This window comes from Paraburkholderia caledonica, from assembly GCF_000383275.1.
Classification (GTDB): Bacteria; Pseudomonadota; Gammaproteobacteria; order Burkholderiales; family Burkholderiaceae; genus Paraburkholderia; species Paraburkholderia caledonica.
On the sequence record NZ_KB911034.1, the window covers coordinates 806,192 to 820,876 of the forward strand.

Here is a 14,685-nt window from a genome sequence, read left to right on the forward strand (position 1 = left end):
TATCCGGGGGGAGGCGCCAGCGTGGGTCATGGCCGCCTCGATACACGGTCTTCGACGCGGCGACAGCCGGCACGGATTGTCGCGGCGATTTATTACAACAGGCAGTCGTTATTCGTTCGTCACGTGGTGACGCATGCGAGCACGACCTTTGGACGAGGATGAACCTACACTCATGAATGCCGATCGCCTTCCGGGATCCTTTCCCGACATTGCTCAAAGCTGGGCCGCGCTGCAGGCTCACGTGCCCATTACTCCCATTCGCAACGAGCATGATTACCAGACGATGGTCGAGCTCGCCAGCGCGCTTGCCGCCCATCTGAACGGCAAGGAGGACGATCCGCTTGCCGATCTTCATGCAATCGTTTCGGAGCTAGTGCGCGCCTGGAAAGCGCAGAATACGACGCTTCCGAAAGGCGAGCCGCGCGAGGTATTGCGGCACCTGCTGGAGACCCACGGCCTCAAGCAGAAGGATCTGATGGGCATCGCGTCGCCGACGGTGGTGAGCGATATCCTGGCGGGCCGCCGCTCGATCAGCAAGAAGGTCGCAAAAGCGCTTGCCCAGCGTTTCCAGACGGACGTCAGCGCATTTCTATAAGACCGTAGCCGGGCGGCGCCGATCGTCCGCGGTCCGTTTGTGCGGCTGGTTTCACTCAAGACGTCTCACTCGTTCTGCGCCGGCGGTTTTCCGCTGTCGGCGCCCTGTCTGCTATAGCTCCAGCACCCTCACCATTGCATCATCGCGCGTCGACGCAGTAATAGAAAAAAGGGCCGCGTCTCCGTGGAGCGCGGCCCTCGATCGCTTACCGTTTATCGCTTGCAGCGTGAATCAGCCCGTCTTGCCGGTGTCGTCAGGATGGGCAGTCGCGTACGTGTATGCATAAGCATAGTCGTACGTACCATTTTTATTGTGGCTCTTCAGCGGTACGGCGTTCATCACGCCACCGACCACGCGCGCGCGAGCACGACGCAGCTTCTTCAACGCTTCCGCGAGATGGCCTTCGGTGTGCGCGCCGGCGCGCATGACGAGCACCGTCGAGCCCGCGAGATTCGCGACCACTGCGGCGTCGGCGACCGCGAGCAGCGGCGGCGTATCGACGATGATCAGGTCGAACTGCTGTTCGAAACGCGCAAGGATTTCACTGAACCGCGACGAGGTGAGAATCTCCGACGGATTCGGCGGATAAGTGCCCGCGGCGATGAAGTGAAGACCCGCCACGCCCGTCGCGCGTGCCGCCGTTTCAAGGTCCACCTGGCCTGTCAGCAACTCGGTGAGCCCGCCTTCAGGGGAGCGGCCGAGATACTGTGCGAGACGACCGCGCCGCAAATCCGCATCGATCAGCAGCACGCGCTTGCCCGATTCGGCGATTAGCGCCGCGAGGTTCGCGCTCAGGAAACTCTTGCCGTCGGACGGCGCCGGACTCGTAATCGCGATGATGCGGTTCGGCGCATCCAGCAGGCCGAACTGCAAAGTGGCGCGCAAGCCGCGCAAGCCTTCGACAGTCGTGTCATACGGATGCGTCTTGACGAGCAGCGGGCGCACCGGCGTCCTGCCCGACGAGACCACCGTTTGTGTGCCGACCGGCTCGCTGCGCGCTTCGTCTGCCGCTGCAGTCGCGCGCGAGCGGGACGACAACAGTCCCGCGATGCCGCCCGGGGACGCAGTTGCATCTTCCACTTCGGTCGGCCGCGAACGAGGCGCGGCGAGAGCGGCTCCGCGCGTCGCGCTCAACTGCCGGTCGCTGCGCGCCTGTTCCGGACTGAATGTGATCGCGCCGAAAATCGGCAACTGGAAGCGGCGTTCGACAAATTCCGGATCGGCCACGCCGGTAAAGAATTTGCGCCTGCAATACGCGAACAGAATGCCGCCGATCACGCCGAGCAGCGTGCCCGCAGAAATCACGAGTGCCGACTTCGGCCGCACGGGCTTCGACGGCAGCAACGCTTCGTCGACGATATGAACGTTGCCGATCGTGCCGGCCCGCGAGATCGACAACTCCTGAATCCTGTTGAGCAGCGCGACGTAAATCTCTTCGGCGACTTTCGCATCGCGTTGCAATGCGAGCGCGTTGCGCTCGGAACTCGGCAGCGTCGTAAAGTGGTCTTCAAAACGCGCTTTCTCGCGGGCCATTGCCGCCAATTGCGAGTCTACCTGCAGCACTTCCGGGCTTTCAGGTGTGAAACGCTGCAGCAATTGCGCGCGCTGAATGCGCAGGGCCGCGATCTGCTTTTCGTAGTCGAGGCCACCGGCGAGATACACGCCCGCTTCCTGAGTCGGCTGGAACGAGCCAACCTTCGACTGATACTCCGATAGCGCGGTTTCCGTCTTCTTTACCTCGTCGCGCAGCCGCGGCAGTTCGCTGTTGAGAAAGTCGAGCATGTGGCTCGCTTCTTCCTGTGCGCGTTCGGTGCGCTGCTTCAGATACGAGGCGGCCACCGCGTTCGTGATTGCGGTGATCGCATGGGCGTCGGTACCCGAATACGACAATTGCACGACGCCCGTGTCACGGCCTTTCTCGGTGACCTGCAACGCAGTGGACAGGCCCGATACCGCGTCAAGCTGATTGAATCGCGTGATGTAAAACTCGGTGCCGGGACGCGCTACCAGTCTTTTCACCAGCAGCGTGATGTCGTGGCCTTGCGCTTGCACGCCGGCCACGCCGGTCAACAGCGTCGCTCCGTGCGCATCGGTCAGTACGTAGCGGCCCTTGTCGAGCGCGCGCAGCGTCAGTTGCGCGCCTTCGAGCGCCTTCGGCACGACGATCGAGGCAACCTCGAACTGCTCTCCGCCCCACGCATATTCGGTCAGTCCGAACGGTGCAGCGAACGGGTGCCCCGGGCTCGCGAACAGCGAAGCAATCTTGCCCAGCACCGGCACCGTGTTCGCCGATGTGCTGAAGTTCAGCTTGAACTGCTCTACTACCGGCTCGACCACCGCGCGGCTTTTGATGATTTCGATCTCGGCCTCGGTGCGCATCGGGCCCACGCTCGGCGTCAACGAAAGCAGCTTCTGACCTTGCGGGTTGTTGCCGCTGCTCTGCGCATCGACCTGAAGCAGCGCGTCGGCCGAATAGACCGGCGTGGCGATCTTCGTATAGACGACTGCGGCGAGGATCACGCTGCCTGCAATGCCGATTACCCACCAGATCTGCTCCGTAACCGTGCGCAGCAGATCGCGCATTACCGCGTCTTCGTCGCCGCCCGGTGCCGGCCCGTGGTCCAGCATGTCATACGTACTCATGTCGATACTCCGTTGCAAGCAATTTATCTGGACAACTGGACGGTGTAGAACAGCGACTGGAGAGTCGGCGTGATCTGTTCGAGTGCGCGATTGAAGCGCGCGGCATTCGACACTTGCACGTACACCACATCCTTCGGTTGCAGATCGAACTTGGTCATTAGCATCAACGCGTCCACTTGCGTCATATCGAGTTGATAGACGTCCGGCGTCAGCGTTTTGTCGGCGCCACGCACCACATAGACGTAGCGCGGGTCGCCGGTCTTCACATCGAGACTGCCTGCGCCGGTGAGTGCGTCGGCGAGCGTGAGACGGCCGCGGTTCATCGGCAGCGAAGTCGGCTTGTTGACTTCGCCGAGCACGAATACGCGGCTATTGGAGCGATCCGGCACGTCGATGATGTCGCCGTCCTTCAGCAATACGTTCTGCTGCGGGTCGCCGGTTTCGAGTAGCGCCGCTACGTCGACCGTATGGCGTTTGCCGTCGCGCGTGACGCCGACGTTCTGCAGATCGGCGTCGGGCAGCGCGCCTCCCGCGCGGTTGATCGCGTCGAGCACGGTGAGCGGCGCATCGGTGATTGCTTCGGACGCGGGCGTGCGCAGGTTGCCGGTCACCTGCACCGACTGACTGTTGAAGCCCGACACGCGCACGTCGAGTTGCGGGTCCCGAATCGTGCGCGCGAGACCTTTCGTCAGCGCTTCCTGAACCTGTTGCGCGGTCATGCCTTGCACCTTGATGCGGCCCACGCGCGGAAAGAAGATCGTGCCGTTGTTGGCGACACGCACCGTAAGACCACCTTCGCCGCTGCTCATCGTGGTGGGCGCGATGGGCGTCGCGCCTTGCGTCTGCGTGGGGCCGGGCGAGGGCGCAGCGCTACCTCCGGGCAACGGCGGCGTACCGGTTGCGAGGCCCACGCCGCCCGTCAGTTCGGGGTGATCCCAGACGATGATGGTCAACTGGTCGCCTATCCCCAGCTGATACTCGTAAAGGCCGCGCGTTTGCGGTGTAAGGCACGTCAACGGGCAGACGGCGGGAACGGTGGCCGCGCGTTGCTCGCGGAAGTAACCGACGTCGATTGCATGCACCGGAAACTTCTCGGCGGTCTGCTCGGGCGGTGCCGGCGGTTCCAGCCGTTTCGTGTCGAGGTATGGTCCGGGCGCCAGTGAACAGGCGCATAGAGATGCAGCCGCGAGCGTCGCGGCAATTGTTTTGATAGTCATTTTATGGTCCCTTCGCGTGTAGCCGGTACGTCGATGGTTAGCGCACCGCTTCCTGCCATGCCCCGCGCATTGCGCGTAAACCCACTCGCCATTTGCGAAGCGCAAGCGCCAGTCCGCCGCGCTCGAATGCCAGCGACAATGCACGCAGGAACCCCGGGTCCGCGCGATCGCCGATTAGCGTCGAATAAGCGACGAACGCCCATCGGCCAGGCGGCGTCAGGTGTTCGCACATGATGAGTCGGAGATTGAACGACGCGTTATAAAAAGCCGCGTCGTTAAATGTGAAGCGCTGATCTTCGTCGCCGCGCTGAGCGGGAAAATGTTCGACGAGCAGCGCCGGGTCGTAGACGAGCTTCCAGCCGCGCCGCCGCACGTCGAGGCTGAAGCCCATTTCGCAATGAACCTGCGCGCCGCTGCCCCGCAAGCGCGCGTCGAAGCGCAGTGTGCCGATCGCCTCGCGGCGAAACGCCATGTTCACGCCTTTGAGCACATGAACTTCGCGCGCCTGGCCGTGGCCGATGTGATGATTGCCGATCGTGCGGCCATACCATCGCACGATGCCGACGCACGGCTTCTGCCCCTGCAGGATGCCGTTGCGTTCATGCACGATGTCGCGCCCGCCGAGACCGCCCAGGCCCGGATCGCCCTGGAATGCGCGGGCGATTCGCGCGACCCAGTCGGAATGCGGAGCGGCGTCGTCGTCGGTAAAGCACAGCACGTCGCCACATGCGCTTTCGATGCCGAGGTTGTAGGCGGCCACCACACCCGGCTTATGCACGAGCACGACATAGCGGCGCGGATCGGGCCGGTTGGCTTCGCGTGTGCGGAGCCAGTCGAGCGTCGCATGGTCGTCGTGACGAGCGATGACGATCACCTCGTCGGGCCGGCGCTCCTGTGCGTCGAGCGCCGCGAGGCACCGCGCCAGATCGGCGGTGCGTCGATACGTCGGCACGATCACGGAGACTTTCACGAGCGGTTCACGTAGCGGCATGATCAGAATGCGTTGCGGCCGACAAAGCCCTTGAAGATCGTGATGAAGACGATCTTCATGTCGAACCAGAACGACCAGTTGTGGATATAGAAGAGGTCGAACTTCACGCGCGCTTCCATCTTTTCCACTTTGCGCGTTGCGCCGCGATAGCCGTTCACCTGCGCCCAACCCGTGATGCCGGGCTTGATACGGTAGCGGTACATGTAGCCGTACACCTGGTCCTTGTAGAGATCGTCGTGCTCGATTGCGTGCGGACGCGGGCCGACCACCGACATCTGGCCGAGCAGCACGTTCAGAAACTGCGGCAGCTCGTCGAGGCTCGTGCGGCGCATGAAGCCGCCGAGCTTCGTCACTCGCGCGTCGTTGCGAGAGGCCTGGGTGAGCTCGCCATGCGCCTCCTGATGCACGGTCATCGAACGGAACTTGTAGATCGAGAACGTCTGGCCGTCGGCGCCCTTACGGGTCTGGCGGAAGAACACCGGTCCTCGCGAAGTGAGCTTGATGCCGACGGCAAGCACCAGGAAAACCGGCGCGAGCGCGATCAGCGCGGCCGCCGCGAAGAGGCGGTCGAAAATCAGCTTCGGCCACATCTGCGGCGGCGAGAACGGCGGCGCTCCGAGGTTCAGCGTGGGCAAGCCCACTACGTCGACGAGCGAGTGGTTGAAAAGCGAGAGGCTGCGTACATCGGGAATAAAGCGCAGATTCACGAAGTCGTTCCTGAACATGCGCTGGAAACGATAGATCATGCGTTCTTCTGATAAGGGTAATGCGAGCCACACTTCGTTCACGTTTTCGTCCCGCACTTTCGCGGCAAATGCGTTCAGGTCGGTCAGTACCGGCAGACGGTTCAGACGCGCGCCGTAAGCGCCGGACGCTTCGATGCCCGCATGAATGCTGGTGTGAATGCTGCTATCGAATACACAGACCGGCTTGAAGCCCGCTTGCGGCGCATGTTCCAGATGGGCGAGCAACGTGCGCGCAAACCCGGGGGCGCCGACGATTGCAACCGTGCGGAAATTCATGCCGCGGCGCCGTACACTGCGCAACGCCACGTGCACCCCGCATTTGGTCGCGATGATCAGCACGCCCGAAATCAGCGTTGAGTAAGCGAGCCACAAACGCGACACCTCATCCATGCGATGCAGCGTGAACGCGAGCAGCAACGCACCGGCGACGACGGCGAGCCATGCAGCCGCGACTCTTGCGAGCATCGACATCAAAGGCTTGCCGCGCCATGTTTCGTACACGCCGAAGCCGGGAAACATCAGCAGCACCAGCACGCAGTTAAACGCGATCAGCAGGCGTTCCGTATCCGGCAATGCGGCGAGCGTCGAAAACCGCATCCAATGGGCGAGCAGGCCTCCCGCGATCACGAAGATTGCGTCGAGGCATCGCGCAGTATTCCTGAACATTATTGACTCTGCGAGGTAGTCGAACGGTGCGGTGTTTTATTCGACAGTCTCAGCCTGGCGCAGGCGCGGCAGAAGGCGGTCGAACTCGCGCTTGACGAGTCCGTAGCATTCGCACGCACGCGCTTCGAGTCCCTTGCGGTCGAGCACCTTGATATGCCCGCGGCTATGATGGATCAGGCCTTCGTCATGCAGCTTGCCGGCCGCTTCGGTGATGCCCTCGCGGCGCACGCCGAGCATGTCGGCGATCAACTGCTGCGTGACCGTCAGATCGTTCGACGCGACACGGTCTACTTCGATGAGGAGCCACCTGCACAGTTGCTTGTTCAATGCGTGATGACGGTTGCAGGCTGCCGTTTGCGCGACTTGCGTGAGAAGAGCGTGCATGTAGAGCAACATCAGCCGGCGCAGGAAATCGGAGCGTGCGAATTGCTGCTTCAGAGCTTGAGCGCTCATCCGGTACGCGAAGCCCGCGCATTGAACCTGCACGCGATTCGGCATGGTCTCGCCGCCCGTGAGCACCGGCACACCCGTCATGCCTTCGCGGCCGACCGCTGCGATTTCCACCGAGCTGCCGTCTTCCATCGTCGACAGCATCGAAATGATTGCGGTAGTGGGGAAGTACACATGGTGAATACGTTGGCCCGAATCGCAGAGCAGTTGCTCAGTGCGTAGATGAACCAGTTCGAGGTGCGGAGCAAGTGCTTGCCATTCGTGTGACGGCAATGCGCCGAGCAAATGGTTTCCATGCAGATCTGATTGAAGTGTCAACATGATCGGTCCTCGCGTGAAGGCGCGCGTGTTCGCGTCTTCCTGTTTTTGATCCGATTCCCGCATCCTTTTATAAGTCCGCTGCATTGCGCGCAGCGGAGGATGAATGGAACCGGCCCCGTATTTGCCTGATGCGCGACGCCGTTTCTGTTGCTCCCCTGCGGCGTCGCGGTGTCGCGTTCTCCTATTAGCGAGGACTGTGCCAACCATGGGGAAAAGCCTGACTGGTGCGACGCAGCGAGGACGTCAGTGTGGGTTGGCCCACCCAGATGCGGCTTTTTGTTTCAATTCTGTACATCGGTCATCCAGGAAGCCGGCGTCGTGAGCGCTGTTTTAATATGAGCCAAGTGCTTGATCCTATTGGATTCGCACCCACTGGCAGGGTTGTCGCGCAGCAATCGCCGGGGTGAACCGGGCCTTTCCAGGCACCGCTTCACGCGATGTCCGCGATGTGCCGGAATTGATTCAGATGTGTTCAACGCTTTGCGTTCGCTGGCGTACGGTTCGTCATTTGTGGTTTAGGGAGTCGCAAAAAAAACGACAGTGATGGGCCGCAGCAGACAAATGTATTCGCGCAGCGCGAGGTTTTACGCGGCTTGCGAAGGGATGAGCGGTAGAAGATACGTTTACCCGTAGAAGGTGGGGCTCGCCGCGTTCAGTGCGAGCACTTCACCGGCGGGTGCCGCATTTGTTGCATCCGCTTTAAAGGCGACGTTCGATGCGCACGCAACCACTGCGCTTTGCGATGCGTTCGGCGCGAGCGGAATGAGCGGCACGATGCGAGGGCGGTTCGGCGCAAGATGAAACCAGTCGTGCGCGGCGCGGTATTTCGCGTCATTGATATGAACGAAGCGCGCGAAACGCTGTGCTTCTATCACCAGCTGCCAGCCGTCGCCCGCGCGCTCGACTTCGACGGTCAAGCCGAGTTCGTGACGATCGCCGATGCGCCGCTCGGGTAAATGAAACGCTTCGGACAGAATCTTCCCGCTCGCCGCATCACGCAACGTCGCGATCGTTACGTCGTGTGCGCGCGGGCCGAAGCGGTAGGCATGCGTCAGATCAAAGAACTGATCGAGACACGCGGCGGCGGAGATGCGGGCGGTGGAACGCGGCGCGAGTTGCACCGCGCGGCTCGCCTGTGCAACTTTCACGCGGCCGTCGCGCAGACAGACGAGTTCGAGTTGCGCTGACAACGTTTGCGCGCGCTCATTGATCAGGTGGATATCGAGGCCGTTGAGGCCTTCGTCGGTGAGCAGCACCTGTATGGGTTGGAGCGTGTGAGCGAGGCCGTGTAAAGCGCTTTTAGGCCGTCCCGTGGCGTCGATCAGCCCCCAGCCCGCTGCCGGCCGCAAATCCTGAAGCTGCCAGACGAGTCCGCCGCCGCAGTCCGATCCGTGTTGGCGCCATTCGGTGAACACCTCGGCCATCAAGTCGGCCACCACTGCCCGCGACGCGTCCAGATAGCGCTGCGGGTCTTCGTATCTCAGACGGGCCGGCTCGATGCCATAAAGCGTCTGAAGATAGTGGTCGCGGACGTCGTCGAAATCCCATCCTGCGCCGGGATCGCGCGGCACTGCGGCTTTCCAGCGCGGATCGTGCGGATGGATGGTACCGAGCGCTTCATTCAAGGTGGCGTCGTCCGGCACGTTGGCAAAAGCCAGACATTCGGCAGCGAACCGCACCTGTGAGCGGCGCGCGTCGTCGAGCGGCCGCTGGTACGCGCCCACGCCATAGTAGTGAGTGATGCCCTCACTAGTGCAAAACGGCCACACGCCTGTTGACGGCGAGTTGCTCACGTAAGGCACGTCCGGCCGCTCGCGAGCGGCGATAGCGGGCAATAGCTCGTCGAACACTGGTTGCACGCGCATCGAAGGCGGGAGCCCGAACATCGCGGCCTGCTGATCGGCCTCGCTGCCGCCGCACAACACCGCGAGCGACGCAAAGCGGCGCGTGCGGGCGAGAAACTGCGAGGCCTCGCATTCGATCGACGCACGGAAAGCCGCGTCGTTCGGGTAGTCAAAATTCGCCAATGCGAAGTCCTGCCAGACGAGCACGCCATATTCGTCGGCGAGGGTATAGAAGAGGTCGGACTCGTAGACCATCGTGCCGCCCACGCGCAGCATATTCATGCCTGCGTCGCGGGCTAGTTCGAAGGCTTGCCGGAGTTGCGCTTCGCTGCCGGCCAGCGTCACGAGATCGGCGCTCGTCCAGCACGCGCCCCGGCAAAACACCGGCACGCCGTTGATATGCAGCGCGAAGCCCGTACCGTCAGCGCCGCGTTCCACGGCGATCTCGCGAAAGCCGATGGAGCCGAGCGGCAGCGCAATGACCCCGCTGTCATCGAGATGCAATAGAAGTGGATATAAAGTGGGCGCCCCGTGCGTGTGAGGCGACCAGCGTTCGACGCACGGCACCCGCACGCTGCCGGTCAGTGTGAAGGCGTCGCGCCATTGCAGCGACGAAACGTGGCCGCCGCAGCCGAGCGAAGCGCGGCACGCCGCGCGATCGTGCGGATGAACGAAACGTAGCGTTAGCGAAACAATACCGTCGTCGCCGTCAATCCGGCTCGCGACTTCGAAGCGGTCGATCCCGTTCCGTGCATCGCTCAGCATCTCGACCGGCCGCCACGGTCCCACCGCGTGTACAGAAGGGCACCAGCCCGGCATATGGCCAAGCAGCGTCGTGCGGACGTTGCGCAACGTGGGCGGCGAGACGAGTCGCGGCCGCCATCTTGCGCGCGAGCGTTTTGCCGCCAACGCTGGCGCTAAAGAGCGAAAGCATATGTCGAGCGTCGCGCTGCCGTTCAGTTCGACGTCGAGCTCGTGTTCGACGAACATCGAATCGGAGTCGAGACGTCTGATGCCGTCGAGCCAGACTTCCGCGATGGTTGCGAGTCCATGCAGACGCAAGCGCCGTTTGCCCGTGCCGTTCAGCGTCACGCGATACCAGTGATCGTCGAAAGCGAGGGGTTCGGGATGCGCCACGTCGAAGAGACCCGCGGCACGGCGCGCGCTCGCCACCGTGCCGGGAACTTGCGCCGCCAGCCAGCCGTGGTCCGGCAGATCCCCCGGTGACTCGCATGCTCCCGCCGGTGTACTGATACATTGCCAGCCGGTGTCCAGTCGCTGAGGCCGGATATCGTCGGGCGCGACGGCGGTTAAGCCGCCTGTGTGATCGGATTCGGGCACCGGGTCGGTCGTCAGTGCATCCACGGCGGGCTCCTGATGAGTCCCCGGGGCTCGGGGCACATGCGTCACGACACGAGAGCGGCGAGCGGCGGCAGTGTCTGTTCGTAGGCGCTTTCGAGGACGTCGAAGCAGTCGTCGCACGCGTCGCGGCGTCCGCGCGCGATCGCTCGCACGAGCCGGAACTGCATGACCATCGACTCCGACGCGATACGTTGCGCGGCGGCGGGAATCGTCGCGGGAATCTCGAAGCCTTGCTCCGAGAGCCACAGCAGGTACTTCGAGAGAAACTCGAAGTTCGCACCGAGCTGCCGCATCAGATTGAACGAGTACGGGTGAAAGAACGCCTCGCCGCGCGCCATCAGCGTATCGAGGTGACCCGGGAATGCGGCACGCCATTCGGAGATCGGATTCGTCAAAGGCCGCCGGCTTAGATGCGCGCACAACAGTTCCGCCGACGCTTCCGCGAGTGCCGTGCCTTCCAGCGCGGGCCGCGCCTGCTTCGCGAATTCGACGTAGGGAAACAGCAGGTCGGGCTGCTGTGCGAATTGCGGCAGCTTGCGGAATACGCCGTCGTAGTCCTCGCCATCCAGCATGTGATAGCCGGTGTTGTGGAAATAGCCGAGGCGGCGCGCGTCCGGGTCGATGAAGTCGATACCCACCGTGGTCTTCGGATGCTCACGACGATACGACGTGGCCCGCGTGTTCGGCAGATAAAAGCCGTCTACTTCGACGAGCACGGTGTGGCCGCGCTGAGTCTGCGCGAGCACGCGTGCTTCGAGCGAGTCGTAGATCGCGAGCTCCTGGACCTGGGTGCCGTAGAGCCGCTCCAGATCTTCGAGAGGGAATTTGAAGAACGTGAACTGATCGCCTTCGAAGTCCTGTGTGACGGTGAAGCCAAACGCCGCGCGCGGATCGAGACCGAAGCCGTGCAGCAATTCGATCCACAGATCCACATAGCAGTTGGTTTCCTGCCAGACGCGCTCGCCCTGATGCCATGCATGCGGCTCGTGCTGGCGCGCACGCGCTGCTTGCGCGTGGAGTGCGGCTGCTTGCGATGAAACGTGCGAAGCGTCAGCCGTCGATGCGCGTTGCCGAGGCAACTGCGATGTAGAGAATGCGTTTCCCGGCAAGCGCCTCTGCGATGGACTCATGCGCCGTCTCCGGTGCCCGGTGCCGCAGCCAACGCCTGCATCTTTGCCATGCCGTGCGCGACGCGTGTTGCAGTGTCGCCCCATAGCAAAGCGCGCACGTCGTCGGGCCATGCTTTCACGTCCAGCCCGTGATGACGGAACAGCGCGAGCGTGAGGCGCTCCATGCCGAAGCCGACGCAGCCGGTATGCGCGAGCGTGCCGTCTTCGCAGGCTATCTTCCAGATCTTGCCGAAGTGGTCCATGTGATAGTTGAACGACAGACACGCGGTTTTGCTCTCCGGGTTCGCTACAGGAATCAGCAGTTCGAACTTGAGCGCCTGGGCACGCTGACTATCGGCGACGATCTTCCCACCGCGTCCGAAAAACGGGTCGTTGGCGAGATCCACCTCGACAGGCAATTGCAACAGGGAGACGAGCAGCGAGCCGCGTTCAATCCACATCTGGCGGAATGCCATTACCTCATGCGCGCTGCCGAGCCGCACATATTCGCGCTGACGGAACATTTGCATGCGGCCGGGATCGAGAGAAGGCTCATGACGGAAGCAATACGAGAGCACGTCGACGGTGCGTCCGCCCGCGGGCAGCGGGCCGCGCCGCGCCAGTACCGGATAGATCGGATAACAGGCGGCCGGCGTGAGCACCACGCGCGTGGGCTTTTGCTGCGCCATCCATTCGTCGCTGCGATCGTCGTCGCTCTCGCTCATCGCGTGATCGAGCGCCTGCAACAGGCGCCGGTGTCCCATGTCGTTGCCGCAAAACGAGTGGATCGTGCCGGCGAGGTCGGGGAAATTCTTCAGATACTCGCTGTCCTCGAAGTCTGTCCGGCGCATGGCGGGTGGAAAGCGCAATACTTCGGCATCCTGATCGGCTCCAAGATGCGTGATAGCCACATTCAGCCGATCGACGACATCCTCGAAAATCTGGCTGCGGCCATACAGTCCATTTTCGCCGGTGTCGATCAACAGGCCCGCGGCCAGCAACTGGTCGCGAAAGGTGGGCGCAATGTGTTCATCGCCATTCGTGGCGGTAGCGAGAGCAGCGGTATCGGTCATCGTATTCATCAGGCTCTCCCCGGCGCGGCAGGGCGCTGCGCGAGCAGCAGGCTCGCGGTGTTCTGCGCGATGCGGTCGTTATTGATCATGAGCGGTGCGGAGTAGAGATCGCGCAAATGGCGTCCCACGCTGTACGGCGTGCCGTTCTTGTATCCGGCCATGCCGCAGATCATCATCACTTCGTGCACGACGTCCAGTGCAATCGTCGAAATGCTGGTCTTCAGCGTGTTCATGTCCGACGCGAACCCGAGCATCGCCGCGAGCGGCGCATCGGCTTGCGATTCATGAAGACGTGCGGCGTGCGCAGCACGCGCCGCGTCGAGTGCTACGGAAAGACGCGCCTGCATCATCTGCAGCAATCCGACAGCATGCGCGAGGCGCACGCCGGCTGGCGAATTCGCGCCCGGCTTCGAACGAGCCTGTGCCCTGTAGAAGGCCTTCGCGCGATTCACTGCGTCGGCGGCCACCCCCGTCCATACCGATGCCCACAGCGTGTGCGAGACCGGCAGCATGGTCTGGTCGGCGATCTCGGCGAAGGGCGTCGGCAGGATCTGCGCGGCAAGACCGGTGGCGACCAGTCTGAAGCCTTCGCTGCAGGTGCCGCGCATACCCATCGAATCCCAGGCGCCGCGTTTTTCGAGCAGCGTTTGTTCGCGTAACGCGACGATCAGCACCTGGTCCGAGGCGGCCGACTCAGCCGTGCGGCGCGCGGTGACCAGAATGGCGTCGGCATGCGCGCCATATGAAATCGTCGGGGCGAGTTTTTCTATCAAAAAGCGCTCGCCGTCGGCCTCGACCGAGCAGGCGCTCGTGCGCATATTGCCGCCGATCGTTTCCTCAGACGTGGCCGATGCGAAAAGCCATTGTTGATCGCAAAGTTGCGCGAGCAACTGCCGGTGCCATGGCGACTCGCTGCCGTGCTCGTCGATACAGGCGACCTGGATCTGATGCATCGCATAGATCATCGCGGTGGACGCGCAGCCCTGGGCAAGCGTTTCGCAGATTGCGCCGACGTCCGCAAGCGAGAGGCCGGCGCCACCGTATGCCGCCGGCACCATCGCCGAAAGCAGGCGCTCGCGCTTCAGTGCCGCGAACGCTTCGGTGGGAAACCGGGCCTCGCTGTCGACGGCGTCGGCGAACTGCGCGGCGACTGCCGCACAACGTTGCGCCGCAGCGCGCCAGGCGGGTTCGGGCTCGATCGCCGTCAGAGCCGCGGGCGTGGTCGCGGCCGCCGAAGCAGCCGGATCCAGCAGTGGGGTGTTCATGCTGCTTTCGCCTGTTGCAGTTCGGTAACGGCGGCGGCCATCGAATCGATGCTCGAGAACAGCCGGCGCGTGAGCATGCGGTCTGGAATCTCGACGTCGAATTCATCCTCGATTGCGAGCATCAGGTGCACGGTCGCGAGGGAGGAGAGGCCTGCGGCATAGAGATCGGCATCGTCCGCGAGGCTCTCCGGCGATACGTCGAGGCGAGCGGATTCGGAAAGGATGCGTCGCAATGCGGTTTTCATGGTGGTGTACCCCTCAGTTGTGCAGCGGTCTCTTCGCGTTCGCCGACGTAGACGAATGCATGCGGCCGATTTTTTTATTCGCGACGTGAGGCGCGATCCGGTGCCTCGTATTTAAGAATCGCCAACCCGCAGCGTCAGTGCGATGCCGCACGGAAACG

General features: G+C 62.9%; 11 protein-coding genes. 1 reads left to right on the forward strand and 10 read right to left on the reverse strand.

What is annotated here, in order from left to right; genetic code table 11:
• The first annotated feature begins 172 nt into the window (after nucleotides 1-172).
• A complete protein-coding gene (locus tag H281_RS0103705) occupies nucleotides 173-595 on the forward strand; it encodes a helix-turn-helix domain-containing protein (protein WP_020065737.1) in 423 nt (140 codons plus the stop codon).
• A 231-nt stretch (nucleotides 596-826) separates the two neighbouring features.
• On the opposite strand, the gene H281_RS0103710 is transcribed toward H281_RS0103705, so the two are convergent.
• The 10 genes from H281_RS0103710 to H281_RS0103755 all read right to left on the reverse strand — a co-directional run bounded on the left by H281_RS0103710 (nucleotide 827) and on the right by H281_RS0103755 (nucleotide 14,527).
• Nucleotides 827-3,238, reverse strand: a complete 2,412-nt coding sequence (locus H281_RS0103710) for a polysaccharide biosynthesis tyrosine autokinase (protein ID WP_020065738.1) — start codon at nucleotides 3,236-3,238, stop codon at nucleotides 827-829.
• A 23-nt stretch (nucleotides 3,239-3,261) separates the two neighbouring features.
• Complete coding sequence (locus H281_RS0103715) at nucleotides 3,262-4,455, reverse strand: polysaccharide biosynthesis/export family protein (protein WP_020065739.1); 1,194 nt, start codon at nucleotides 4,453-4,455, stop codon at nucleotides 3,262-3,264.
• 37 nt (nucleotides 4,456-4,492) lie between these two features.
• Nucleotides 4,493-5,446 carry a glycosyltransferase family 2 protein gene (locus H281_RS0103720; protein WP_020065740.1) on the reverse strand — a complete coding sequence of 318 codons (954 nt, stop codon included), beginning with the start codon at nucleotides 5,444-5,446 and terminating at the stop codon, nucleotides 4,493-4,495.
• A 2-nt stretch (nucleotides 5,447-5,448) separates the two neighbouring features.
• A complete protein-coding gene (locus H281_RS0103725; protein ID WP_020065741.1) occupies nucleotides 5,449-6,858 on the reverse strand; it encodes an undecaprenyl-phosphate glucose phosphotransferase in 1,410 nt (469 codons plus the stop codon).
• Nucleotides 6,859-6,894: 36 nt separating this feature from the next.
• Nucleotides 6,895-7,629: a Crp/Fnr family transcriptional regulator gene (locus H281_RS0103730; RefSeq protein WP_006048767.1), complete on the reverse strand. Its 735-nt coding sequence runs from the start codon at nucleotides 7,627-7,629 to the stop codon at nucleotides 6,895-6,897.
• 623 nt (nucleotides 7,630-8,252) lie between these two features.
• Nucleotides 8,253-10,814 carry a glycosyl hydrolase 2 galactose-binding domain-containing protein gene (locus H281_RS0103735; RefSeq protein ID WP_408735233.1) on the reverse strand — a complete coding sequence of 854 codons (2,562 nt, stop codon included), beginning with the start codon at nucleotides 10,812-10,814 and terminating at the stop codon, nucleotides 8,253-8,255.
• 65 nt (nucleotides 10,815-10,879) lie between these two features.
• Complete coding sequence (locus tag H281_RS0103740) at nucleotides 10,880-11,965, reverse strand: DUF1839 family protein (RefSeq protein ID WP_020065744.1); 1,086 nt, start codon at nucleotides 11,963-11,965, stop codon at nucleotides 10,880-10,882.
• Complete coding sequence (locus H281_RS0103745; protein WP_020065745.1) at nucleotides 11,962-13,026, reverse strand: amino acid--[acyl-carrier-protein] ligase; 1,065 nt, start codon at nucleotides 13,024-13,026, stop codon at nucleotides 11,962-11,964. The genes H281_RS0103740 and H281_RS0103745 overlap by 4 nt, the downstream gene beginning before the upstream one ends.
• Nucleotides 13,026-14,282 (reverse strand): acyl-CoA dehydrogenase family protein, encoded by a 1,257-nt coding sequence (locus H281_RS0103750; protein ID WP_020065746.1) that lies wholly within the window; start codon nucleotides 14,280-14,282, stop codon nucleotides 13,026-13,028. The genes H281_RS0103745 and H281_RS0103750 overlap by 1 nt, the downstream gene beginning before the upstream one ends.
• Complete coding sequence (locus H281_RS0103755; protein WP_020065747.1) at nucleotides 14,279-14,527, reverse strand: acyl carrier protein; 249 nt, start codon at nucleotides 14,525-14,527, stop codon at nucleotides 14,279-14,281. The genes H281_RS0103750 and H281_RS0103755 overlap by 4 nt, the downstream gene beginning before the upstream one ends.
• Nucleotides 14,528-14,685 lie beyond the last annotated feature (158 nt).

Bases quoted from the DNA above. Each gene is read 5' to 3' on its own strand.
- H281_RS0103740 (WP_020065744.1), bottom strand. From the start codon at position 11,965: ATGAGTCCATCGCAGAGGCGCTTGCCGGGAAACGCATTCTCTACATCG.
- H281_RS0103750 (WP_020065746.1), bottom strand. From the start codon at position 14,282: ATGAACACCCCACTGCTGGATCCGGCTGCTTCGGCGGCCGCGACCACG.
- H281_RS0103720 (WP_020065740.1), bottom strand. From the start codon at position 5,446: ATGCCGCTACGTGAACCGCTCGTGAAAGTCTCCGTGATCGTGCCGACG.
- H281_RS0103755 (WP_020065747.1), bottom strand. From the start codon at position 14,527: ATGAAAACCGCATTGCGACGCATCCTTTCCGAATCCGCTCGCCTCGAC.
- H281_RS0103745 (WP_020065745.1), bottom strand. From the start codon at position 13,026: ATGAATACGATGACCGATACCGCTGCTCTCGCTACCGCCACGAATGGC.
- H281_RS0103710 (WP_020065738.1), bottom strand. From the start codon at position 3,238: ATGAGTACGTATGACATGCTGGACCACGGGCCGGCACCGGGCGGCGAC.
- H281_RS0103705 (WP_020065737.1), top strand. From the start codon at position 173: ATGAATGCCGATCGCCTTCCGGGATCCTTTCCCGACATTGCTCAAAGC.
- H281_RS0103715 (WP_020065739.1), bottom strand. From the start codon at position 4,455: ATGACTATCAAAACAATTGCCGCGACGCTCGCGGCTGCATCTCTATGC.
- H281_RS0103725 (WP_020065741.1), bottom strand. From the start codon at position 6,858: ATGTTCAGGAATACTGCGCGATGCCTCGACGCAATCTTCGTGATCGCG.
- H281_RS0103730 (WP_006048767.1), bottom strand. From the start codon at position 7,629: ATGTTGACACTTCAATCAGATCTGCATGGAAACCATTTGCTCGGCGCA.